General features: G+C 69.7%; 19 protein-coding genes. 15 read left to right on the forward strand and 4 right to left on the reverse strand.

What is annotated here, in order from left to right; genetic code table 11:
* Positions 1 to 191: 191 nt before the first annotated feature.
* The gene (locus ATL45_RS38565) at positions 192 to 593 is read right to left on the reverse strand and encodes a hypothetical protein (RefSeq protein WP_143121803.1); all 402 of its coding nucleotides are present in this window, start codon (positions 591 to 593) and stop codon (positions 192 to 194) included.
* A 1,048-nt stretch (positions 594 to 1,641) separates the two neighbouring features.
* On the opposite strand from ATL45_RS38565, the gene hppD reads away from it, so the two are divergent.
* From hppD to ATL45_RS28340, 10 genes are all read left to right on the forward strand, one after another.
* Positions 1,642 to 2,787, forward strand: coding sequence for a 4-hydroxyphenylpyruvate dioxygenase (hppD, locus tag ATL45_RS28295; protein WP_093160799.1), 1,146 nt, complete (start codon positions 1,642 to 1,644; stop codon positions 2,785 to 2,787).
* Positions 2,788 to 2,816: 29 nt separating this feature from the next.
* Positions 2,817 to 3,866 carry a prenyltransferase gene (locus ATL45_RS28300; protein ID WP_093160802.1) on the forward strand — a complete coding sequence of 350 codons (1,050 nt, stop codon included), beginning with the start codon at positions 2,817 to 2,819 and terminating at the stop codon, positions 3,864 to 3,866.
* A gap of 43 nt (positions 3,867 to 3,909) precedes the next feature.
* A complete protein-coding gene (locus tag ATL45_RS28305) occupies positions 3,910 to 4,950 on the forward strand; it encodes a polyprenyl synthetase family protein (RefSeq protein ID WP_093160821.1) in 1,041 nt (346 codons plus the stop codon).
* Positions 4,947 to 6,632 (forward strand): prenyltransferase/squalene oxidase repeat-containing protein, encoded by a 1,686-nt coding sequence (locus ATL45_RS28310; protein WP_170210374.1) that lies wholly within the window; start codon positions 4,947 to 4,949, stop codon positions 6,630 to 6,632. The genes ATL45_RS28305 and ATL45_RS28310 overlap by 4 nt, the downstream gene beginning before the upstream one ends.
* Positions 6,625 to 7,887 (forward strand): FAD-dependent oxidoreductase, encoded by a 1,263-nt coding sequence (locus ATL45_RS28315; RefSeq protein ID WP_093160807.1) that lies wholly within the window; start codon positions 6,625 to 6,627, stop codon positions 7,885 to 7,887. The genes ATL45_RS28310 and ATL45_RS28315 overlap by 8 nt, the downstream gene beginning before the upstream one ends.
* Positions 7,884 to 9,290 (forward strand): NAD(P)/FAD-dependent oxidoreductase, encoded by a 1,407-nt coding sequence (locus ATL45_RS28320; protein WP_211841312.1) that lies wholly within the window; start codon positions 7,884 to 7,886, stop codon positions 9,288 to 9,290. The genes ATL45_RS28315 and ATL45_RS28320 overlap by 4 nt, the downstream gene beginning before the upstream one ends.
* Positions 9,287 to 10,090 (forward strand): SAM-dependent methyltransferase, encoded by an 804-nt coding sequence (locus tag ATL45_RS28325; protein ID WP_093160810.1) that lies wholly within the window; start codon positions 9,287 to 9,289, stop codon positions 10,088 to 10,090. The genes ATL45_RS28320 and ATL45_RS28325 overlap by 4 nt, the downstream gene beginning before the upstream one ends.
* A 166-nt stretch (positions 10,091 to 10,256) precedes the next feature.
* The gene (locus ATL45_RS28330) at positions 10,257 to 11,096 is read left to right on the forward strand and encodes an SAM-dependent methyltransferase (protein WP_170210375.1); all 840 of its coding nucleotides are present in this window, start codon (positions 10,257 to 10,259) and stop codon (positions 11,094 to 11,096) included.
* Positions 11,093 to 12,277 carry a cytochrome P450 gene (locus tag ATL45_RS28335; RefSeq protein WP_093160815.1) on the forward strand — a complete coding sequence of 395 codons (1,185 nt, stop codon included), beginning with the start codon at positions 11,093 to 11,095 and terminating at the stop codon, positions 12,275 to 12,277. Before ATL45_RS28330 ends, ATL45_RS28335 begins: the two co-directional genes overlap by 4 nt.
* 13 nt (positions 12,278 to 12,290) lie before the next feature.
* Positions 12,291 to 13,502: a cytochrome P450 gene (locus tag ATL45_RS28340; RefSeq protein ID WP_121505414.1), complete on the forward strand. Its 1,212-nt coding sequence runs from the start codon at positions 12,291 to 12,293 to the stop codon at positions 13,500 to 13,502.
* 791 nt (positions 13,503 to 14,293) lie between these two features.
* On the opposite strand, the gene ATL45_RS28350 is transcribed toward ATL45_RS28340, so the two are convergent.
* Positions 14,294 to 14,590 carry a hypothetical protein gene (locus ATL45_RS28350; protein ID WP_093156836.1) on the reverse strand — a complete coding sequence of 99 codons (297 nt, stop codon included), beginning with the start codon at positions 14,588 to 14,590 and terminating at the stop codon, positions 14,294 to 14,296.
* A gap of 35 nt (positions 14,591 to 14,625) precedes the next feature.
* Here ATL45_RS28350 and ATL45_RS28355 point away from each other — a divergent pair, with 35 nt between their 5' ends.
* Entirely contained in the window at positions 14,626 to 14,841 is a 216-nt protein-coding gene (locus tag ATL45_RS28355; RefSeq protein ID WP_093156835.1) for a hypothetical protein, read from the forward strand.
* 180 nt (positions 14,842 to 15,021) lie between these two features.
* Here ATL45_RS28355 and ATL45_RS28360 read toward each other — a convergent pair whose 3' ends face one another.
* Positions 15,022 to 16,122 (reverse strand): carbon-nitrogen hydrolase family protein, encoded by a 1,101-nt coding sequence (locus ATL45_RS28360; RefSeq protein WP_170210376.1) that lies wholly within the window; start codon positions 16,120 to 16,122, stop codon positions 15,022 to 15,024.
* A 535-nt stretch (positions 16,123 to 16,657) separates the two neighbouring features.
* Entirely contained in the window at positions 16,658 to 17,167 is a 510-nt protein-coding gene (locus tag ATL45_RS28365) for a MarR family winged helix-turn-helix transcriptional regulator (protein WP_093156832.1), read from the reverse strand.
* A gap of 286 nt (positions 17,168 to 17,453) precedes the next feature.
* Between ATL45_RS28365 and ATL45_RS28370 the strand changes: the two genes are divergently transcribed.
* The 4 genes from ATL45_RS28370 to ATL45_RS28385 all read left to right on the forward strand — a co-directional run bounded on the left by ATL45_RS28370 (position 17,454) and on the right by ATL45_RS28385 (position 22,281).
* Positions 17,454 to 18,500, forward strand: coding sequence for a 2,5-dihydroxypyridine 5,6-dioxygenase NicX family protein (locus ATL45_RS28370; protein WP_093156830.1), 1,047 nt, complete (start codon positions 17,454 to 17,456; stop codon positions 18,498 to 18,500).
* Positions 18,501 to 18,514: 14 nt separating this feature from the next.
* A complete protein-coding gene (locus ATL45_RS28375) occupies positions 18,515 to 19,297 on the forward strand; it encodes a maleate cis-trans isomerase family protein (RefSeq protein WP_093156901.1) in 783 nt (260 codons plus the stop codon).
* Positions 19,298 to 19,562: 265 nt separating this feature from the next.
* On the forward strand, positions 19,563 to 20,834 hold the full coding sequence (locus ATL45_RS28380) for an FAD-dependent oxidoreductase (RefSeq protein WP_093156900.1): 1,272 nt from the start codon (positions 19,563 to 19,565) through the stop codon (positions 20,832 to 20,834).
* Positions 20,835 to 20,871: 37 nt separating this feature from the next.
* The gene (locus ATL45_RS28385; protein ID WP_093156829.1) at positions 20,872 to 22,281 is read left to right on the forward strand and encodes an MFS transporter; all 1,410 of its coding nucleotides are present in this window, start codon (positions 20,872 to 20,874) and stop codon (positions 22,279 to 22,281) included.
* The last annotated feature ends 42 nt before the right edge of the window (positions 22,282 to 22,323 follow it).

Consider the following 22,323-nt stretch of genomic DNA (forward strand, 5'->3'; position numbering starts at 1 on the left):
GACACATCGGCGAACGCCACGAGGCGACGGCCCTTGCCGGCCTGCAGGCTCAGCGCGAGGACACTGGGCCGTCTGCCGCGGTTCTGGTGCGGTTTCCCCAAACACGGGAAATATCGCCACTTTGGGGATTCAAGTCCCTCGGACGCAAGTGTCTCAAGCTCCAACTTGGCGCCGAGATAGCCACCGCGCCGTCAGCTTGGCCCGTAGCCCTTGGGATCGCAGGTCATTTGCACGGATGCGGTTGGCCGCTTCTTCGTTCCCCACACCCGAACGATCATGCAGTCGGCGGCCGCCAGCTCAAGATCAATACCGCGATTCATCTGCACGGTGTCCTGACAACCAACGCGAACCAGCCGGTCGCCATTTATGATCTTGGGCTGGTTGAGTTGATGCCGACTGAGTAGGGGACAGGCCCGTCCCGCGGTCACCGGATTCCGCGTCACGCGGGGTGGTACGAATGGTTCGAGCTGGTGCTCGCGCGCACAGTCGCCGCTGGTCTGAGGGCCTTCGCCGGCTTCGCGCCCGCGGACGCCGGTGGCGTGCAGGATGCTGATCGCACCCTCCTCAACATTCTCTTCGCCGGTCCGGACCATGTCTTCCGGCTCAACGGGACCCGTGTCGAGATCTTCTCTGGCCTGGGGATCATCTCGTTAGGCCTCTTGGGTGCGGTCAAGTGGGGGAGTGCTGCCGCAAGATCGAGCGCCGCTCTTCCTCACCCATCGATTCTTGGGGCCACTCTCGTGGAACGGCCCGGTGCCTGCCCACTCGGATGGAATCGGCCTCGCCATTCATCTGTCTCGTGAGGTGAGGCAGAAATCTGCCCGAGCAATCAAATTCCGCTCGGGTCGAATAGCTTGCTCTTTCAGCTTCCGCCGCCACCGGGCTGGATCCAAGCGACTTGACTCCCTGCACGCTGCGGAACGAGTTCAGTTTCAGCGGAGCGCCTCATTCGGATCGCCCCATCGAGGTGTATCAAGAAATTTGAGGAAATCTGCTGCTCGCCCGGGAACGCCAACTCCCGTTGCGTCCCATCGTCCGCAAATGTTCCGCCAACGGCCGCGGACTCGCTCGGAGCTGGAGCGGGCATCGAGACCGGCATCCTGTCAAGACCGAATCTCGACGCAACCTTCAGGCGGACTTCGCGCTTGTTCATCACCGCGAGCAGTGGGCGAACAGGCTGGTCAGGGCTGTCGACGGCCTGCTCGCCGCCGGGATCGCCACGCGGCGGATCGCGTTCGACATCGGCGCACCCTCCCTCCTCGGCGATCGAACTCGACCCCTTTCGCGCCCATGGAAACCATTTTCCCAACATTGCCGGAATTTGAGGCGGCGCTCGTTGGGGCGATTCATCCGAACCCCAGGTGGGGAACGCTTCTCCGTCACGTCGAAAGCGACATTTCGCCCAAGATCGTTCCAGGTCCCGACCGGCGCGAAACGTCCATTGTGGTCAGCTTCGACATCGGGCGTGCACTCGTGTATCGCGTTGGGGATTCGCGCGCTCAAAGCTAGCGTTTGTGATGCACAACACGGCTTCTGCGGATGCCTTTCACGCCGAACTAAAAGGATTGTCGATCCCCGATCGGGTGATATAGGCTTCTGCCGCTGACCCGACCGACGGCCGGAAAAGGGACTTCATCAATCATGTTGTCTTCCGAAGACTTGCTGGAAAGCGCTGCCCTCGACGCCACCACCGCGGCATCCGGGTCGCTCGATTCGTTCCCGGTCCTCGGCATCGACCACCTCCGATTCGTCGTGGGCAATGCCAAGCAGGCCGCGCACTTCTACGCGACGGCATTCGGCATGCGCTGCGCCGCGTACCGGGGGCCGGAGACCGGGTATCGCGATCGGGCCGAGTACCTCATGGTCGCCGGGCGAGCCCGGTTCCTGCTCACCGGTGCGGCCCGTCCGGGCACCGAGATCGACCGCCACCTGGCGGTCCACGGCGACGGCGTCGTCGACATCGCGCTGCGGGTCGCCGATGTGGACCGCGCGTACGAGAACGCAGTGCAGCGCGGCGCGACCGGGCTGGAGACGCCGCACGACGCTGAAGGCGCCGACGGTGTGCGGCTCGCGGCGATCGCGACCTTCGGCGACGTCCGGCACACGCTCGTCGAGCGGACCGACGACGCGGTGTTCCTGCCGGGCTTCGAGGAGCGGGAATCGACCGGTTCCGCCGAGGGAGCCTTTTTCGAGATCGACCACGTGGTCGGGAACGTCGAGCTCGGCCGGATGAACGAGTGGGTGGAGTTCTACCAGCGGGTGATGGGCTTCACGAACATGAAGGAGTTCGTCGGCGACGACATCGCCACCGAGTACTCGGCGCTGATGTCGAAGGTGGTCGCCGACGGGGAGCACAAGGTCAAGTTCCCCATCAACGAGCCGGCCGCAGGCGAGAAGAAGTCGCAGATCGACGAGTTCCTGGAGTTCAACGGCGGCCCCGGGGTGCAGCACATCGCGCTGGCCACCGACGACATCACCGCGGCGGTGCGCCGGATGCGCGCGGCCGGGGTGCAGTTCCTGGACACGCCGGACGCCTACTACGACACGTTGGAGGAGTGGGTCGGGGAAACCCGGGTGCGGCTGGACGAACTGCGGGAGCTCAAGATCCTCGCGGACCGCGACGAGGACGGCTACCTGCTGCAGATCTTCACCGCGCCGGTCCAGGACCGGCCGACGCTGTTCTTCGAACTGATCGAGCGCCACGGCTCGCAGGGATTCGGCAAGGGCAACTTCAAGGCCCTGTTCGAAGCTGTCGAGCGCGAGCAGGCCCGGCGCGGAAACCTCTGATCGGCCTCGGCGGGAGGACCCCGTACCCGATGACATCGAACTCACTTGAGACCGCACCACGTCCGCTGCTGGCCTTCGTGCGCCTGGGGCGCCCGAAGTTCCTCTTCCAGAGCATGCTGGTGGTCGCCGCCGGCGTCACGATCGCCGTTCACAGCGGCCACCAGGCGAACCTCGGCTGGTACCTGGTGACCCTGCTGTTCGCGTGGTGCACGCACCTGATGACGCACTACTGCAACGAGTACTTCGACCTGGAGGCCGACCGGGCCAATGCCGCACCCACGTCCTGGACCGGCGGCAGCCGGATCCTGGTCGGCGGACACCTGCGGCCCGAGGTGAGCCTCGGCGCGGCGTTCGTGCTGCTGTTCGTCGGGGTGCTGCTGATCGCGCTGCTGCCGAGCCTGGAGACCCGGCTGGTGGCGACGGCGATCATCGCGGTGGCCTGGCTCTACACCGCTCCTCCGCTGCGGCTGAACTACCACGGCCTGGGCGAGGTCAGCAGCGCGCTGGTGCTGTACGGGCTGGGACCGCTGCTGGCGTGGGTCGTGCAGGCCGGGACGATCGAGCCCGCCGGGCTGGGCTACGTCGGCGTGCTGTTCGTGTTCCAGTTCCTGCGGATGTCCATCATGAACCTCTCCGACATCGAAGGGGACCGGGCCACCGGCAAGCGCACCCTCGCGGTGCGGCTCGGCGCGGCCGGGCTGATCCGGCTGTTCGCGGCCGGCCAGCTCGTCGGGTACGCGGCGATCGCGCTGCTGCTGGTCACCGGCGTGATCCCGGTTTCGGCCGGGCTGTTGATGCTGGCCACCGCTCCGGTGCCGATCTGGGTGACCCGGCAGCTGACCACGGGTGCGCTCGCCGACCCGCGACGGGCCAACGCGGTGACGTTCTGGGCGTCGATGCACATGCCGCTGACCTCCTCGTCGATCATCGTCGGTCTCCTGGTGGACCTGGGAGTCCACGGTGGACTGCTGTGGCAACCGTGGCTGGCGGTGGTCGGGGCGACCTTCCTGATCTTCGGCACCTGGCTGGTGCGCGCCACGCAGGCCAACCGCGCCAGCGCGCCGAGCCCAGCCGGGTGAGAACCCACCCGAACCTGCCCAACCACGAGGAGCGAGGTCGACCATGACGACTTCTCCGGTCACCGCCGATCACGACCTGATCGCGAGCGCGACCCACCGGGCACGCGGACTCACCGAACCGCTGCTGCGCAACATCGTCGAAGCGCTGGACCCGTCGCTGGCCGCGATCGGGGCCTACCACTTCGGCTGGCAGACCGACGAGTCCCACGCCGCGGGCAAGGCGATCCGGCCGACCATGGCGATCCTCGCCGCGGAGGCCGTCGGCGCCCCGCCATCGGCCGCGCTGCCGGCCGCGGCAGCCGCCGAGCTGGTGCACAACTTCAGCCTGATCCACGACGACATCATCGACAGCGACGAGCAGCGGCGCGGTCGGCCTTCGGTGTGGAAGGCCCACGGCGTCCCGGCTGCGATCCTGCTCGGCGACGCGTTGCAAGCCGCCGCGTTCGAGCTGCTGCTCGGCAGCGGCCGGCCGAACGCGGCGGCGGTCGCGGAGCGGCTCGCGGTGGTGATGCGCGAGGTCGTGATCGGGCAGGTGCAGGACATCGAGTTCGCCGGGCGCCCCTGGTCGGGCCCGCAGGCGGTGATGCTCGACGAGTACCAGGCGATGGCCGAGGCGAAGACCGGCGCGTTGCTGGCCTTCGCCGCCGCGGGCGGCGCGCAACTCGCCGAGGCTCCGCCCAGCGCTGTGCAGACCTTCGACGCCCTCGGCCGCCACCTCGGCTTGGCCTTCCAGTGCACCGACGACGTGCTGGGCATCTGGGGTGATCCGGCGGTCACCGGGAAGCCGGTCTTCGGCGACCTGCGCGAGGGCAAGAAGACCTTGCCGGTCATCGCCGCGCTGGCCGCCGACACGCCCGCCGGAGCGCGGCTGGCGCGGCTGCTCACCGAGGGCCCGCGCGACGACGCCGGGCTCCGGCTGGCCGCCGAGCTCGTCGAAGAGGCCGGCGGCCGGAAGTTCGCCGAGCAGGAGGCGTCGAGGCACCTCATCGGGGTTGGCGAGTGCCTGGATTCGCTGGAAATGCCCGCGGCCGTCCGAAATGCCTTCGAGGCGCTGGCGAACACGCTGATCGGAAGGACGCGGTGACCGGAGAAACGTCCACGGCGAACCGGGTGGAACAGGCCATCCACGCCTCCGAGCAGGCTCTGCTCGACGCGGCGGGCACCGGCTCCTGGCCGAGTCCGCGCCGCGCTGCGGTCTCCGGTGCCGCAGGCGCGGTCCTGGCCCTGCACTTCGCCGACGCCGATCGGTCGGCGGACCTGATCGCCGACGGCATCGCATGGCTGCTGCAGGTGCAGAACCCCGACGGCGGCTGGGGCACCCTCGAAGGCTTCCCCAGCGACTTCGTCGCGACCGCGATGGCCACGGCGGCGTTGCACCTGGCGGCGGGACCGGACGGCGCGGACAGCGTCTCCCGCGCACGCGGCTGGATCGACCGCCGGGGCGGCGTCGCGGGAATCGGCGACCCGATGATGGAACAGCTGTGCGGTCTGGTGCTGTCCATCGCCGGCCTGCAGGACGCGAACCGGTTGCGGCGAGTTCCGGTCGAGCTGGTCCTGCTGCCCGCCGCGCTGCGCAGGCGGCTGCTGTCCTACCTGACCCCGCCGTTCCTGGCCCTGTCGTTCATGCAATCCCGGCAGCGCAAGCACAATCCGCTGACCCGGGCGATCGACCGGCTCGCCCGACCGGTCGCGGCACGACTGCTGGAGGCGTTCGACCAGCAGGAAGGCCGGGTCGGTTCCTATGGCGGCGATCCATGGCTCACCGGCCTGCTGTGCACGGCGCTGACCCGGGCCGGCGCTGCCCCGGAGCTGGCCCGGCGTTCGGTGGAGTACCTGCGGATGACGGCGCAGCCCGGTGGTTCCTGGCACCTGGTCCACGGCGTCGAGGCCGAACGGGTGGAGACCACCGGCATGGCCTTCAGCGTCCACGGCCTGGCGCTGGCCGGTCACTCCGCCGACCCGCGGGTGCTCCGGGCCCGCGACTGGCTGGCCCGGTGCCAGCAGCTCGAACCGTCCGAGGTGTACGCGAGCCCGGCGGGCGCGTGGACCTGGACCGGCCGCAGGGGCTGGCCGAACGCAATGGAAACCGTTCTGGTGCTGCGGATCCTGGTGGACGGCGCAGAGCTCGATCCGGACACCGAGCGGATCATGCGGCGCGGCATCGCGTGGCTGATCGCGCAGCAGGACAAGAGCGGCTCGTGGAGCACTTTCGTGCGAAACACGCTGGTACCGCTGGACGGTCCGTGCACGTTCATCACCGCGCAGGCGATCGAGATCCTGCACAACGTCGGCGTCGCCACTTCGGACCCGCCGATCCGCCGCGCCCTGCGCTGGCTCGAGCGGCACCAGGCGCCCGACGGGTCGTTCGAGGCCAGTTGGCATCGTGGCGGCGTGCCCGGCACCGCCGCCGTGGTGCACGCGCTGACCGCGCTCGGCATGCCCGGGCACCCGGTCGCGATCAAGGCCAAGGACTGGCTGCTGGCCGCGCAGCTCGACGACGGTTCGTGGAGCACCGGGCGCGGTGATCAGGACGGCACCCCGGACGAGACCGGGCGCGCGATCCGCGCGCTGGTGGCCTGCGGCGAGCACGAAGCGGCGCGGCGCGGCGTCGAGTGGCTGGTCGCCGCCCAGCAGCCGGACGGCTGGTGGGAGGCGGGCCAGGCCTGCATCTACATCCGGGATCACGTGCACTACTCGGATCCGCTGATCGCACAGGGGTTGGCGATCGGTGCGCTCGCGGCTTATCGGGAGGTGGGCAATGACTGAGGCCTACGACGTCGTGGTCGCCGGGGCCGGTGTCGGCGGCTTGGCGGCCGCGCACGCGCTCGGCGCGCGGGGCTTGCGGGTGCTGTTGCTGGAGAAGCAGCGGAAGCCGGTGGCGATCCCCAAAGGCGAAGTGCTGCAACCGAGTTCGATCGAAATCCTGCGGGAATGGGGCGTGTTGCCCGAGTTGCGGGACCGCGGCGCGGTGCAGTTGGACCGGCTGGTGATCCGCGAGGCCGACGGCCGTGAGGTGATGGTCTTCGACTACGCCGCGCTGGCCGGTCGAGGGCACCACCTGCTCAGCCACGACTACTCGGAAATCCTCGGCGTGCTCGCGGACTGCCTCGCCGACGAGGTCGAGTGGCGGCGCGGTGCGCTGGTCAAGGACCTGAGCCGGGACGCGAGCGGGCGGGTGGACGGGGTCGTGGTCGACGAGGGCGACCGGACCTACGAGGTGCGCGCACCACTGGTCGTCGCCGCCGATGGCCTGTCCTCCCGGCTGCGCAAGCTGGCCGGGATCACCACCGACCCGGTCGAGTACGCCCACCGGTTGGCGTCCTTCGACCTCTCCGGCGGACCGGAGCTGCCGAGCGAGGTGTCCGCCTACCTCACCGACCGCGGCCTGCGGCTGGTCTACCCGCTGCCCGGCAACCGGATCCGGCTCTACGTGCAGGTGGGTGCCGATGAGCTGCGCGGCGTCAAGAAGGACGAGCTGACGGCGTGGTGCGAGGGGATCGTGGCCGATGCGCCGTCGCTGCGGCCGCTGCTCGATCCGTTGCGTGCGAGTGTCGACTCCCGGCAGTTGCTGAAGCTGTGGCGGTTCACGGCATCCAGGATGTCGGTGCCCGGACTGGCCATGGTCGGCGAGTCGGCGCACGCCGTGCACCCGATGGCCGCGCAGGGGATGAACACCGCCATAGCCGACGCGCACGCCCTGGCCGGGCTGGTCGGCGACGGTCCGCTGCAGAAGCCCGCGGTGGACGCGGCGCTGGCGAGCTACCAGAAGGCGCGCGCCGGTTGGGTCCGCCACATCGACCGGATGAGCCACGACGCGACCCGGATGATCACCGATACGTCGTGGGCGGGCAAGGTGATCGGCCGCCGGATGCTGCGCCACACCAGCCGGAACAGCCGCTTGCGCTACGTGGCGACCTACAACATGGCCGGGCTGGGCATCCGCCCGTTCACCGTGCTGGACCGGATGCACCAGCTCGGGCTGCCGGATCCGCGATCGGGAAGGGTCCCGACGTGGGCGTGAACGGACGAGCAGTGGTGCTGGGCGGTGGCCTGGCTGGTGTGCTGGCGGCGTCGGTGCTCGCGCGGCACCTGGATTCGGTCGTCGTGGTCGAGCGCGACCGGTACCCCGACGGTCCGGTCGTCCGCAAGGGCGTTCCGCAGGCGCAGCACGGACATCTGCTGCTGACCGGCGGGATCCGGCAGCTGGAGGCGCTGCTGCCCGGCGTCGTCGACGAGCTGCTCGGGCACGGCGCACGCCGGCTCGGGCTGCCCCGAGACGTGGTGTCGCTGACCGCTCAGGGCTGGATGCCGCGGTTCCGCGAGATGCGCTTCGCGCTGTCCTGCAGCAGGGCCCTGCTGGACTGGGTCATCCGCAAGCGGGTGCTCGGCGACGGCCGGATCCGGGTGGAGGAGGACACCACCGCGTTGCGGCTGTGCGGCGACGGTGCGCGGGTGGCCGGGGTGCTGGTGCGGGATCGGGCGTCCGGGCAGCCGCGGCTGCTCGAAGCGGACCTCGTGGTCGACGCGACCGGACGCGGTTCGAAGGCGCCGGAGTGGCTGCGGCAGCTGGGACTGCCGGAGGTGCGCGAGGAGCTGGTCGATCCCGGACTCGCCTACGCCACCCGCCTCTACCGCGTACCGCCGGGTGCGCCCGCGGACTTCCCCAACGTCTCGATCCAGGCAGAACCCGGCAACGGTCGCCCCGGCCGGGCCGGGGTGATCTTCCCCATCGAGGGCGGCCAGTGGTTGGTGACCCTCTCCGGCACCAGGGGTGCGGAACCCCCGGTGGACGAAGCGGGTTTCGAGCAGTTCGCCCGGGAGCTGCCGCACCCGGTCATCAGCGAGCTCATCGCCGCCGCCGAGCCGCTCGGCCGCGCCCGCGGTTACCGCAACAACGCCAACCGCCGTCGCCGCTTCGACCGGCTCCGCCGGTGGCCGGAGGGCTTCCTGGTGATCGGCGACGCGGTGGCGACGACGAACCCGACCTACGGGCACGGCATGTCGGTGGCGGCCGGCGAAGCGGTCGCCCTGCACCGGGGGATGCACCGTTACCAGCTGCACCGGGGGAGTGCCCGCCGCATCCAGCGCGGGATGGCCGCCGCCGCGCAGGCGTCCTGGATGATGGCGACCAGCCAGGACCGGCTCTACCCGGACGTGGTCGGCGGCGAGCCCAGCCGCGCCTCGTTCGTGCAGAAGCGGCTGACCGACCGCCTGCAACGGGTCGCTGCCGAGGACCCGGTCGTCTTCGACGCGCTGTTGCAGGGCCACACGCTCTCCGGAGTGCCGTCTCCACTGGTCATCCCCCGGGTGGTCCGGGGCTTGCTCCGCGGCGGCGCCCGCCCGAACCACGACGACCCGCCGTTCACCCCCGCCGAACGAGCCGTGTTGGCACCGCAGGACCCGCTCGAAGGAGACAAGGCTTGACCGACCAGATGGCGTTCACCGAGGACGAAGTCGCGCAGTTCTACGACGGCCTGGAGAAGTTCCTCTCCTCCTGGCTCGGCGAGAGCATCCACTACGGCTACTGGCCCGGCGGTGCCGGTGGCTCGTTCACCGAAGCCCAGGACCGGCTGACCCGCCTCCTCGGCGACCGCCTCGCGCTGCGCCCCGAGCAGCGGCTGCTCGACGTCGGCTGCGGAACCGGCCGCCCCGCCATGCTGCTCGCCCAGGCCTCAGGTTGCGCGGTCACCGGGATCACCATCAGCCAACGGCAGGTCGAGACCGCTCGGCAGCGCGTGGCCGGGATCGCGGACAAGGTCGGTTTCGAGCTCGTCAACGCGATGGAAATGCCCTATGCCGACGGCGAGTTCGACGCCGCGATGGCACTGGAATCGCTGCTGCACATGCCCGACCTGAAGCGGGCCCTGTCCGAGGTGCGGCGGGTGCTGCGGCCGGGTGGCCGCTTTGTCGTCGCCGACTTCTTCGAGGTGTCGAAGGCGTCGGCGCCGCCGGGTGGCATCCCGTTCAACCCGCCACCGCCGCTGGAGGAGCTGACCGACCAGATCCGGACGGCGGGATTCGAGGTGATCGACGTCCTCGACATCACCGAAGCCACCCGGCCGACCTACGCGGAGCTGCTCGCCGCGGTGCGCGCACAGCAATCCACATTGGACTCGATCCAGGACTCCCGGATCGCGGAGCAGGTTCAGCGGGCCATCCCGCTGATCGTCGAACACGCCCAGGAGCACACCGGCTACGCGGTTCTCACCCTCCGCAGGAGCTGAACTCCGCCGTGCCCCCTGGAAGCCGAGGAACGAGCCTCGTTCCTCCTTGTCTCGGCATCGGGGCCGTGAGCAGCGATGGTCTCCACCACCGCTCATGACCTCGGTGCCGCACACGCATGCCGGCCCCAGCCAGGCTGGAAAACGCTCGATGGAAGGAAGAACCGACTTGACCGACCAGAGCACCTTCACGTCGGACGAGGTCGCGATGTTCTACGACCAGCTGGAGGAGTTCTTCTCCGCCGTGCTCGGTGAGAGCATCCACTACGGGTACTGGCCGGATGGCACCGATTCGCCATCGCTGACCGACGCCCAGGACCGGTTGACCGCGCTGCTCGGGGAGAAGCTGGCTCTCGGCCCCGAGCACCGGCTGCTCGACGTCGGCTGCGGGACCGGCCGCCCCGCCACGCTGATCGCGCAAGCCCTCGGCTGCAGCATCACCGGCATCACCATCGCCGAGCGCCAGATCGAGGCGGCCGACCAGCGCGCCGCTGCGGCCGGGGTCGCCGACCGGGTGCGCTTCCAGCTCGCCGACGCGATGGCAATGCCCTTCGCCGACGACGAGTTCGACGCCGTCCTGGCGCTGGAATCCCTGCTGCACATGCCTGACAAGAAGCGCGCTCTGGCCGAGGAGCACCGGGTGCTGCGTCCCGGCGGGCTCCTGGTCGTCGCCGACTTCTTCGAGACCAAGCCGCTGCCGCCGGGCACGGTGCCGGATGCGGCGGTCGACGTGCTGCCCAACCACGTGCCACCGCCCCTGGAGGAGATGACCGGTCTGGTGCGCGAGGCCGGGTTCGAGGTGACCGAGGTCCTGGACATCACCGAGCAGACCCGGCGCTCCGGAGAGGCGATCCTGGCCGCGATCGGCGCCTACCGGCCCTCGGTGGAATCGGCGCAGGGCGAGCGGATCGCCGAGCAGGTCCAGCAGGCGATACCGATGATCGTCGAACACGCCCAGGAGCACACCGGCTACGTCGTGCTCACCGCGCGCAAGGCGGTGTCGGCATGACGGCGGCCGAGCAGCAGTTCTGCCCGTTCGACGTGGGCGAGGAGTTCCGGCGGCTCCGGGAGGACGATCCGATCTCCCGCATCGAGCTGCCCAGCGGAACACCGGCGTGGTTCGTCGCCCGGCACGCCGACGCCCGCCACGTCCTCACCGACGAGCGGCTCAGCAGCGTCGACGCGTCCCGGCTGATGCGGCCGGGTGCGGGAGACGACCAGGTCGCGCCGCCCGGGCCCGGGGTGCTGCTGTTCCACGACCCGCCGGAGCACACCCGGCTCCGGCGCATGCTGGCGGGCAACTTCACCGTTCGGCGGATGAACCAGCTGCGGCCGATGGTGGAGTCGATCGTCAACGCCCAGCTCGACGAGATGGCACGAGCCGGTTCGTCGACCGACTTCGTGCGCTCGTTCGCGCTACCGGTGCCGTCCCTGGTGATCTGCGAACTCCTCGGCGTGCCGTACGCGGACCGCGCCGAGTTCCAGCGGCGCACCGCCGCGCAGGTGGACCTCGCGATGGGCGAGGAACACGCCGCCGCGTTGTGGGCCGAGTCGACCGAGTACATGGCGCGGCTCGTCGTCGACAAGCGCGCCAATCCCACCGACGACCTGCTCGGGCGGCTCGTCGCCGAGCACGGCGCGGAGCTCTCCGATGCGGAGCTCGCCGGTATCGGCGTCTTCCTGCTCGGCGCGGGCTACGAAACCACGGCCAACATGCTCGGGCTGGGCACGTTGCTGCTCCTGCGCCATCCGGAACAGCTCGCCCGGCTGCGCGACTCCACCGGCGACGGAACCGCGGTCGACCGCGCGGTGGAAGAACTGCTGCGGATCCTGACGGTCGTCAACAACGCGGCCATGCGGCAGGCGAAGGAAGACGTCACCGTTGGTGGGCAGCTCATCCGCGCCGGGGAGTTCGTGCTCGTCTCGCTGGGCTCGGCCAACCGGGACGACGCCGTTCACGAGCGCCCCGACGAGTTCGACATCGGGCGCGCTCCCGTCGGACACATGGCTTTCGGCCACGGCATCCACCACTGCCTCGGTGCGCCGCTGGCGAGGCTGGAGATGCAGGTCGCCTTCCCGGCGCTGCTGAAGCGGTTCCCCGCGCTGCGGTTGGACGTGCCGTTCGACGAGATCGAGTACTTGCCCCGGTCCCTGGTGCACGGCGTGCGCGCCCTGCCGGTGGCGTGGTGAAACGGGAGGCGTGATGACCGAGCACGAGGCCCCGGCGTTCCCGATGGCCCGGCCACCGGGCTGCCCGCTGGACCCGCCCGCGGAGTACGGGCGAATGCGGGCCGAGGCCCCGGTTGCCCCGGCGATCCTGCCCGACGGCAGCCGGGCGTGGTTGATCAGCCGCTACGCCGACGTGCGCGCGGTGCTGCGCGACCCGCGGGTCAGCGCGGACCTGCGCAAACCCGGCTTCCCGATCATCTCCGCGGCCGAGCGCACCCTGGTCGACGCTGGCTTCCACCCCGGGTTCATCCGGACCGACCCGCCCGAGCACGGGCAACTCCGCCGGATGGTGTCGGCGGACTTCAGCATCAGGCGGGTGAAGGCGTTGCAACCGGCCATCCAACGGCTGGTCGACGAACTCCTGGACCGCATCGTCACCGGCCCGAAACCGGTGGACCTGGTCACGGAGCTGGCACTGCCGGTGCCGAGCACGGTGATCTGCTGGCTGCTCGGGGTGCCCGTCGCCGACATCGGCAAGTTCAACGAGTGGACGCGGGCCGTGGTCGACGCCGACACGACCCCCGAGCAGACCCAGGAGGCCAACGCGGCGATCCTGGGCTACTTCGACGAGCTGATCGCGGTCAAGCAGCGGGAACCCGCCGACGACATCGTCTCCCGGCTCGTCCGGCAGCACGAGGCAGGCAAGCTCACCCGGCCCGACGTGATCACCACCTCGATGCTGCTGCTGATGGCGGGGCACGAGACCACCGCCAACATGATCTCGCTCGGTGTCCTCACCCTCCTGCAACACCCGGAGCAGGCCGCCGCGCTGCGCGAGAACGCAGACCTGGCTGCTCGCGCGGTCGAGGAACTGCTGCGCTACCTGTCGATCTCGGAGTTCGCCACCACCCGCGTCGCCACCGAAGACCTGGAGGTGGGAGGCAGGCTCATCCGCGCAGGCGACGGGATCGTGGCCCTGACCCCGTCGGCCAACCGGGACGCGACGGCCTTCCCGGATCCGGACACCGTGGACATCCACCGGAGGTCCAGGCAGCACGTCGCCTTCGGCTTCGGACCGCACCAGTGCGTGGGCCAATCACTGGCACGGGCCGAACTGCAGGTCGTCTTTCCCGCGCTGTTGCGGCGAATTCCGACCTTGCGGCTGGCCGTTCCCGCCGAGGAACTCCGCTACAAGCTCGACGAAGGCATCTTCGGCCTGCTGTCGCTCCCGGTGACCTGGGACTGAGCCCGACGCACGAAGGTCCGGGCCGGACGTGCCGATGCTTGGCCGTGGCGGCCCGGATCCTTTCCGGCTCACCGAACGTCCCGGCGGTTGAGCGCCGCGAGCCCCGTTGCGGCGAACACCACCGCCAGCACGGTCCTGATCAGCAGTGGCGCGGCGGCGAATTCGCCGCCGGTGAGGATTTCCGGGGTTCCCGGGATCGGCGCCTGCGCCGCTCTGCAGCTGATCGCAAGACTGGGTCCGGCAACGGTCGAACGACACGTCCTGAGCCTGGCTGAGCAGCTCGTCGAAAAGGCCCGTCGCCATCGGGATGCACCGACCGCACGATGGCCCGCTTTCGTGGATTGCCGATCGCGGATCGAATCAGGGAAATTTGCGACGCCGCGAGCCCGACCGGTCAGCGCTTCTTCGCCAACGGGACAGAGCGGAGAGAAACATCGGAGGTCACCTCTTGCCGGATGTCGGGTCGCCGCGGAGACGAGGTCGGCCGACCTGGCAGGCTGGCGCGAGGCCTCGATCGAGGTGCGGGGAACGAAGGCACGTCCGCCGGTCCCGGAGGTCACCGTCGTGCCGGCACCACCTCTGGAACCGCTGGCGCTCACGCCGGACTTGGCCACCCCGGGGGGCGTGGAGCTGGCCGGGCTCGACGACGTGCCGTGGAGCGGCCTGGAGCACGCGCACGGGTCCGCCGACGACGTCCCTGTCCTGCTGCGCGAGCTGGCGAACGGCACGGGGGAGTGGGACGAGGTCCTCGACGAGCTGTTCGGCGATGACCTGCTGCACCAGGGCGACTGCTACGAGGCCACCGTCCCCGCGCTGCCGTTCCTCACCAAGCTGATCGTCGCCGACGTGGTGCCCGCGCGGAGCGCCGGGACCTCTACCTGTGGCTGGTGGTCGCTGGTGGCCGCCGCAACGACAACCTGGTCGCGTTCGCCGACCTCGCGCTGGACGGGGAGGAGCCGCTCCAGCCGGGGGCGTGGACCGAGGAGGTGTTCCGGACCGTCGGCGACCAGGTTCCGGTGCTGCTGGACCGGTGGAACGCCGAGCCGCCGGGGATACGATTCGTGCTCGCCGTTCTCGCCGCGCAGCATCCCGAGCACGGCGGGCGGCCGACCAGATCGCTGCGTTGGCTGCCGAGCTCGACGGGACGCAGCAGGGTGCGTACTTGCGGCTGGCCGTGGAACTCGTGCACGGCCGCAACGCGCAGGCGCTGGCCCTCGCCTCCGAGATTGTCGACTGGGCGGACCGCCTGGAGCCGAGATGGCTGGAGGCTCCGGGCGTGCCCGACGACATCAAGGCGGCGCACGTGCTGGCCGAAGGCGCGCTCTACACGATCGAATAGCGGCGCCGCTCGGCCACCGGGACCACGATCCTAGGCTCGGCCATGTGCCGGTGAACTGCCGGTCAGCAGCCGCGCTTCAGCGTCCGTGAGTCGCTTCTTCGCTGTTTCCAGGGGGCGCGGACCGGTCGGCATGCAGGCGCTGGGGCAACCTGCGGTTCGCGCGTACCGGGGACGATCCGGTCAGGAAGTGAGCTCGCGCTGCGCGGAGGCGTCCCACTCCTGGGGGTCTGGTCTCGCCGCTCCCTGCGGCAAGGCGCCGGGGATCTCCGGCGCGATCACGGCCGTGACATCGGCAGACGTCCTCGTCCGCCGTGACTCGGCCTCCCGTTCGTCGTGCCAGAGGGGCTTGCGGTCGACCCCGAGCCGCAGGACCTCCGGCCGTGCGTAGTGGCCCTTCGAGTCGACCCAGGCCTTGACGATGCGGACGTCGGAGAAGTCGACTGTGGCGGTGACGAGCTTCTCCTCCTCTCCCGTGTGCGGTCCGCCGAGGAAGGAGTTGAAGGGGTGGATGACCGCCGACCAGCCACCTCCGGCCGTCACGAAGTTCTGTTCGCCAAGGTTGTCCCGCATCCAGTTCAGGCAGGTGTCGTCAACAGGGTTGGAGGCGCACACAACGAAGACCTGCGCCGTGAGCGCGTGCGTCTTCATCATGGCCTCGATCTGGGCGTCCGCGACGGTCTCGAACCCCGCCATCGTGGACAACGCCGGCCATGCCGCGGCGTGGATCTGCTGACCCTGCTCGATCAGCGCCTGCCGGGCCAGGTTCATCGTGTGCTCCCAGCAGGCCAGCCCTCCGACCCGGCCGGAACGGGAGTCGAACACCGACAGTGTCGCGCCTCCACCCTGTCCCCAGACGATGCGCTCGGCGTACGTCGGCTGGAGCTTGCGGTGCACACCCAGCAAGCTCCCGTCGGCGTCGATGTAGACCTGCGAGTTGAAGCAGGTTCGGGTGCCCTTGAGCCGCTCACTGATGCCCAGGACGACTTCGACGCCGGCGCGGGCGCAGGCCGCCTGGACCCGGGCGATCTCGGGACCGGGTACCTCGATCGAGGCATCGGTGTACTCAGCGTTGGCGGCCACCTGCTGCAGCGGCGGGTAGCACTCGATCCAGTAGGGATAGCCCGGCACGAACGTTTCCGGGAAGACCAGGAGGTCGATGTCCTCGCGGCCGGCCTGCTCGACGAATCCGATCACTTTGTCGATGGTCACGTCGGTGTTCATGAACACGGGCGCGGCGTGCACCGCCGCAACCCGCCTTGCGGTGCCCTCTTGCTGGGTCATGACGAACCTCCTGATGGTCCATGGCCGAGCCGCTAGGCTATTAGCCGAGCAAGAATTATCAACACCTGAAGGCATTGAGAGCACGTACTGTCCAGGTACGTACCAACCACCATGGAGGCGTAGCCTTCCGCCTCTGGAGGTTCTTCGCGCGTAAGCGGGAGATGACCCGCTGCGCCTGGCGGTAGCCACAACCTCCGCGCGGTTGATTTCCCGTAAGTCGTCGTGGGTGCGACCACCAGCAGCGCCGGAACAACGACCCGGACGTAGGTGATGGCGGTATTGACTTTGCGCGGTGCGCGTCACGGTCCACCCTCGCGCAGCGCCGGACGTAACCAGCGATCAGATCGGCACCTTGTCTATTGTGGACTCTAGTCAGGAGCCGAACACCGAGCGTCCGAGCCCGCGCCCTCTATGCGTCGCGTCACCAGAACGCCGCCCCAGGTTCCACATGCTCGGCAGAGAACTTCACCAGGGCTAGACAGGGTTTTGTGCGATGCAGCGGGTGGCGGATCTCTGCCGGGGTGTTGTGCTCGGCTCAGTCGAGTTTTTCGATTGCTGCGACCGCTTCCCAGTGGGCGCCGAGTGTGTTGAGCAGGGTTGCGATGTTGGCGTCGCGGGCGATGTCGTTGCCTGCCAGCAGGGCCTCGTCCAGTCGTCGGGCGCGCTGGTGGACCTGGGTGAGCACCGCCTCGCCTTCCTCGGTGAGGGACAGCAGTTTGCGGCGGGCGTCGCGCGGGGATTCCACGCGCCGGATGAGGTTTCGTCGCTCGAGCCTGCGGCACAGGTCGGCCATCGTCGAGGTGTCCAGCGCGGCGGCGTCGGCCAGTGAGCTCTGGTCGCTGCCCGGATAGGCGCGGACAGCGGAGAGCACCGCGAACTGCGGGCCGGTCAGCACCGAGTCGACGTGGCGGTTCCAGGCGGCGAGGTAGGCCTGGTACAGCCGACGGGCGCCGTAGCCGGGGGCGGCCAGCAGGTCGGCGGGTGGTGCCGGATCGACGGCAGACGCATCCGCAACACGCCGGCCCGTGCGCGTCGGCTCCCCCATTGAGTTCCTCCCATGCGGCTCGGGCACCTGGGTCAGGTGCCCGTTGATAATACGTGCCCGGATGGTTGCTCCCGGGTGCGGGATCGGCCTGGCTCGGGGCCGGCTGGGCCTGTCCGGATGGTGCAACGGGGGTTCGTGCAACGGGGTCGTCCCGTTCGTCGGGTCGGCCGATCGGCCGGTCCCCGGCGAGGGGCAGTCGGGGGCTCGGTACGCGGAGGTACTGCGAAAAACAACTCTTGCGTACCCGGATAATACGTGCTCGGATTGTCTGCGGAGGTGGTCAACGGTGGACCAGAACCTGTTCAACGACATCTGCTTGCAGCAGCTGCGCCTGTCCGGCGTGCACGAGGGTGAGACGGTCGTCGTGCTCACTCGCGGTGGGGAGCGCGCGGAGTACGCGGACGCGTTCCTGTGGGCCGCGCAGCAGTTGGGAGCCGCGGCGTTCCACATGCGGTTGCCCTCGCCGGCGAGCGCTTCGGGGGCGTGGGCCGTGGGCGACTCCGGGCTCGGGAACATCCCCAAGGCCGTGGACGCGCTCAAGGGCGTCGACATGGTCGTGGACTGCACCTTCTTGCTGTTCAGCAAGGAGCAGTTCGCCATCCAGGACGCCGGGGTCCGGATCCTGACCGCCGTCGAGCCGCCGGAGCTGCTCGCCCGGTTGATGCCGACGAAGGAGTTGCGCGAGCGGGTCGAGACCGGCGCCGAGCTGCTGGCCAAGGCGAGCACGATGCGGATCACCAGCCCGGCGGGCACCGACGTCACCTACAAGCTCGGCATGTACCCGACGCTGTCGGAGTACGGCTACACCGACACCCCCGGGCGATGGGACCACTGGCCGGCCGCGTTCGTGTTCACCGGCGGAGCCGACGACGGTGTCGACGGGAAGATCGTGCTCTCGCCCGGAGACGTGCTCCTGCCGTTCAACACCTACGTGCAGACCCCGGTGGAGATCACCATCGAGGAGGGCTTCATCCGCGACATCCGCGGCGGCGCCGGGTCCTCCGGGCTGGACGCGGACCTGCTGCGCTCCTACATCGAGAGCTTCGACGACCCGCGCGGCTACGGGATGAGCCACGTCGGCTGGGGCCTCGACGAGCGCGCCCACTGGCACGGCCTGACCCAGTTCCCCGGCGGGATGGGCATGGAGCTGCGCAGCTTCTACGGCAACGTGATGTTCTCCATCGGGCCGAACAACGAGCTCGGCGGCCCGAACGACACCGCCTGCCACTTCGACATCCCGATGCGCGGCAACTCGCTGTACCTCGACGACGAGCTGATCGTCGACGCGGGCGAGCTAACCGTTGCCGAGATGCGCCCGGCCGGTGGCCGATGAGCGCGGACGCGGCGGTGCGCGAGCACCACATCGGAATGATCGTGCCCAGCTCGAACCTCACCATGGAGACCGAGCTGCCGCGGATGCTGCGAGCTCGGCAGGAGATCGATCCGGGGGATCAATTCATCTTCCACTCCGCGCGGGCGCGGATGCAGCACGTGACCCCCGAGCAGCTGCGGGCGATGAACGCGCAGGCCGAGCGAGCGGCGGCGGAACTGGCCGACGCCCGCCCGTCGGTCGTGGCCACCGCGTGCCTGGTGGCGATCATGGCGCAGGGACCGGGGTACCACTGCACCGCGGAGGACGACATCACCCGCGTGCTGCGCGCCGAGGGTTCCGGTGCCCCGGTCGTTTCCAGCGCTGGTGCGCTGCTGTCCGGCATCGGTGCGTTGGGCGCGCGCAAGGTCGCGATCCTGACGCCGTACATGAAGCCGCTGACCAAGGCGGTGGCGGACTACATCGAGGACGCCGGGATCGAGGTGGTGGACGCGCTCTCGCTGGAGGTGCCGGACAACCTCGCCGTGGCGCGGCTGGATCCGGCCGATCTGCGCGAGCACCACCGCAAGCTCGACCTGTCCGACGCCGACGCGCTGGTCCTGTCGGCCTGCGTGCAGATGCCGTCGCTGCCCTCGATCCAGCCGGTCGAGGACGAGGTGGGGATCCCGGTGCTCTCGGCCGCGACCGCCACCACCTTCCGGATCCTGTCCGAACTCGGACTCGAACCCCGAGTACCCGGTGCGGGCAGCCTGCTCAGCGGAGCGGTCGCCGCCCCGGGAGTGCCCGCGCACGCGGTCTGACTCCCCGTCGCGCGACGCTCGTGGCCGGGGCCGCCCCCTGACGGGGCGTCCCGGCTCCTCGGGCTGCACGTTTTAACCCGTTGCGAGCTCGTGCTCGCTCGTTCGCTTCCTGATCGCCTGCGCCCTCTTCGCGCCGATCAAGAGTGCGTCAAACGGTCATCATCTGCGAACAAATCCTTTTCAAACAAGACCTTGCATATCCGGATAGTACGTGTTCGGATCACCTGAATCCGGCGCGGGTTCCGGCGAGGACGAGGAGGCCAGCGTGGCTGCGAGCCAGTCGTTCGAAGTCGTTGTTGTCGGTGCCGGCCTGGGAGGCCTGTGCGCCGCGCTGTCGCTGCGGCAGCGCGGCCTGCGGGTCACCGTGGTCGAAGCGGCCCCGCAGCTGGGGGAGATCGGCGCGGGAATCCAGACCGCGCCCAACGCCAGCCGGATCCTGATCGGACTGGGACTCCGCGCCGAGCTCGAACGCGTGCGCACCGAACCCCAGGACCAGGTCCGCCGTCGCTGGGCGGACGGGAGCATCATCGGCCAGCTGCCGCTCGGGCAGCGCGTGATCGACCAGTACGGGGCGCCCTACTGGCACTACCACCGCGCCGACCTGCACGGCGTCCTGCTCGCGGCGTGCTTGGACCCGACGGGCCCCGGGCCGGTGGTCGAGGTCGCCACCTCGGCGCAGGTCGTCGATCTCGACCGCACCGATCCGGCGCGCCCGGCGGTGCTGACCGCCGATGGACGCCGGTTCACCGGGGACGTCGTGGTCGGGGCGGACGGCATCCGGTCCGCGGTGCGGGATCTGGCGGGGTTCGACGACACCCTGGAGTTCTCCGGGGAGATGGCCTACCGCGCGCTGATCCCCGGCGACCTGGTGGCCGCCGACCCGGCGACCCGGTTCCTCGTGGACCGCTTCCACTCCACGATCTGGTACGGCCCGGACAAGCACCTGGTGCACTACCTGATCCGCGGCGGCCAGTACCTCAACGTCGTCGCGATCGTCCCGTGCACCGAGGAGATCGCCCGCGACTGGAGCGGCCCGGCGACCGCGGCGCAGCTCGCCGCGGAGTACCAGGACTGGGACGACCGCGTGCCGGCCGTGCTGGCCAAGGCCAAGGACGAGGACGTGTCGGTGTGGGCGATGTACCGCAGGCGCCGCGACCCGGTCTGGGTCGACGGGCGGGTCGCCCTGCTCGGCGATGCCTGCCACGCGATGCTGCCCTACCAGGCGCAAGGCGCTTCCCAGGCGATGGAGGACGCCGCTGTCCTCGCGGAGGAGCTGGGCCGGGTGACCCGCGACGGGATCGAGGCGGCCCTGGTCCGCTACGTCGATCGACGGGCGAAGCACGCGGGCATGGTCCAGGATGCGTCCCTGCAGAACATGAGCTTCTACCACCTGCCCGATGGCCCGGAGCAGCGTGAGCGCGACGAGAAGCTGCGTCGCTTCGACGGTGAGTCCGACGTGTCCTACGACTGGCTGTGGAACGGCAGCCCGCTCACCGACCCGGACACCGAATCCATCCAATACCAGTTCGCACGCTGACGCGTGACGCCGCCGCCACAGCACAACGGAGTGACTCATGCGTACCGGAGACCAAGTCGTCCAGGACCTGCCCTGGCGATGGAGCGTGCAAGGCAAGATCTTCCTGATCGGCGGACTGGGCTACATGTTCGATGCCTGGGACGTCGCGCTGAACGGCTTCCTCACCCCGTTGGTGGGGACCGAGTTCGGGCTGTCGCCGGGCCAGAAGGGGCTGGTGGCCACCGCCAACCTGATCGGCATGGCGGTCGGTGCGGTCGCCTGGGGGACGGTGGCCGACCGCATCGGCCGCAAGCGGGCGTTCAGCATCACGCTGCTGCTCTTCGCGCTGTTCTCCGCGGTCGGCGCGCTGTCGCCGAACCTGGAGATCTTCCTGCTCCTGCGCTTCCTCGCCGGAGTCGGTCTCGGTGGGTGCATCCCGGTCGACTACGCGATCGTCAGCGAGTTCTCACCCCGCCGGCAACGGGGACGGGTGCTCTCGGCGATGGACGGCTGGTGGCCGGTGGGGACTACGCTGGCGGGCGTCTCGGCGACGTTGCTGGTCCCGGTGGACGGGAACTGGCGCTGGATGCTGGTGCTGATGATCCTGCCGGCGGTTCTGCTGATCTGGGTGCGCCGCGGTGTTCCGGAATCCCCGCTGTACCTGGTCCGCAAGGGCCGTGAGGACGAAGCTCGCGCGGTCATCGACGATCTCGTCCGGCGCACCGGGGCGAAGCCGGAGCCCTACGTGATCCCGGCGGCGGTCGCGGAGGACACCCGCGGCGGGGCGCTGGCGGCAGCGTTCGACCAGCTCCGCCGGGTGTGGGCCTTCAACCCGCGGATCACCGCGGTGTCGTGGACGTTGTTCACCAGCGTGATGCTCGTGTACTACGCCGCGCTGAGCTGGATGCCGTCGATCCTGAAGGCGGAGGGCTTCGGCGAGATCGCGGCCTTCGCCTCGACCGCGCTGATGAACGCGGTGGGCATCGTCGGTGTGGTGCTGGCGGTGCTCGTGGTGGACAGGGTGGGCCGCAAGCGGGTCATCGCGACCGCGGGCCCGGCCATGGCGGTGTTGCTGGTGGTGTTCTCGTTGCTGCTGGGAACACCTTCCTGGGCGGTCGTGGCGATCGGCGCCTTCGGCCTGTTCGCGCTGACGGTCATCCCCGTCATGTACGCCTACGTCTCCGAGCTCTACCCGACGGAGCTGCGCGCCTCGGGCTTCGGCTGGGCGTCGTCGTCGAGCCGCGCCGTCACCGGTTTCGCCCCGCTGCTGTTCGGCAGCGTGCTGTGGCCGGTGCTGGGCCTGCCGCTGACCTTCACCGTGCTCGGTGTGCTCGTGGTGGCCGCGGTCGTGTTCATGATGGTCGCCGCGCCGGAGACCCGGGGGCGCGAACTCGACCGCATCACCGATCCCGGGTCGGCGTCGACGGATGTGAAAACCCCTGCGGCACCGGATGCTTCGGTGCACTGATGTCGAGAACCGCTGCGAGTGACGAACAACGAGGAGGTCGAC

This window comes from Saccharopolyspora antimicrobica (genome assembly GCF_003635025.1).
In the GTDB taxonomy this organism is placed as follows: domain Bacteria; phylum Actinomycetota; class Actinomycetes; order Mycobacteriales; family Pseudonocardiaceae; genus Saccharopolyspora; species Saccharopolyspora antimicrobica.

Excerpts from the sequence above, each read along its gene's own strand:
- ATL45_RS28365 (WP_093156832.1), bottom strand. The coding sequence starts at position 17,167 with ATGGGGGAGCCGACGCGCACGGGCCGGCGTGTTGCGGATGCGTCTGCC.
- ATL45_RS28385 (WP_093156829.1), top strand. The coding sequence starts at position 20,872 with ATGCGTACCGGAGACCAAGTCGTCCAGGACCTGCCCTGGCGATGGAGC.
- ATL45_RS28340 (WP_121505414.1), top strand. The coding sequence starts at position 12,291 with ATGACCGAGCACGAGGCCCCGGCGTTCCCGATGGCCCGGCCACCGGGC.
- hppD (WP_093160799.1), top strand. The coding sequence starts at position 1,642 with ATGTTGTCTTCCGAAGACTTGCTGGAAAGCGCTGCCCTCGACGCCACC.
- ATL45_RS28305 (WP_093160821.1), top strand. The coding sequence starts at position 3,910 with ATGACGACTTCTCCGGTCACCGCCGATCACGACCTGATCGCGAGCGCG.
- ATL45_RS28315 (WP_093160807.1), top strand. The coding sequence starts at position 6,625 with ATGACTGAGGCCTACGACGTCGTGGTCGCCGGGGCCGGTGTCGGCGGC.
- ATL45_RS38565 (WP_143121803.1), bottom strand. The coding sequence starts at position 593 with ATGGTCCGGACCGGCGAAGAGAATGTTGAGGAGGGTGCGATCAGCATC.
- ATL45_RS28300 (WP_093160802.1), top strand. The coding sequence starts at position 2,817 with ATGACATCGAACTCACTTGAGACCGCACCACGTCCGCTGCTGGCCTTC.
- ATL45_RS28335 (WP_093160815.1), top strand. The coding sequence starts at position 11,093 with ATGACGGCGGCCGAGCAGCAGTTCTGCCCGTTCGACGTGGGCGAGGAG.
- ATL45_RS28350 (WP_093156836.1), bottom strand. The coding sequence starts at position 14,590 with ATGCTGCGCGGCGAGAACGGCGAGCACGAATCGTATCCCCGGCGGCTC.
- ATL45_RS28360 (WP_170210376.1), bottom strand. The coding sequence starts at position 16,122 with ATGACCCAGCAAGAGGGCACCGCAAGGCGGGTTGCGGCGGTGCACGCC.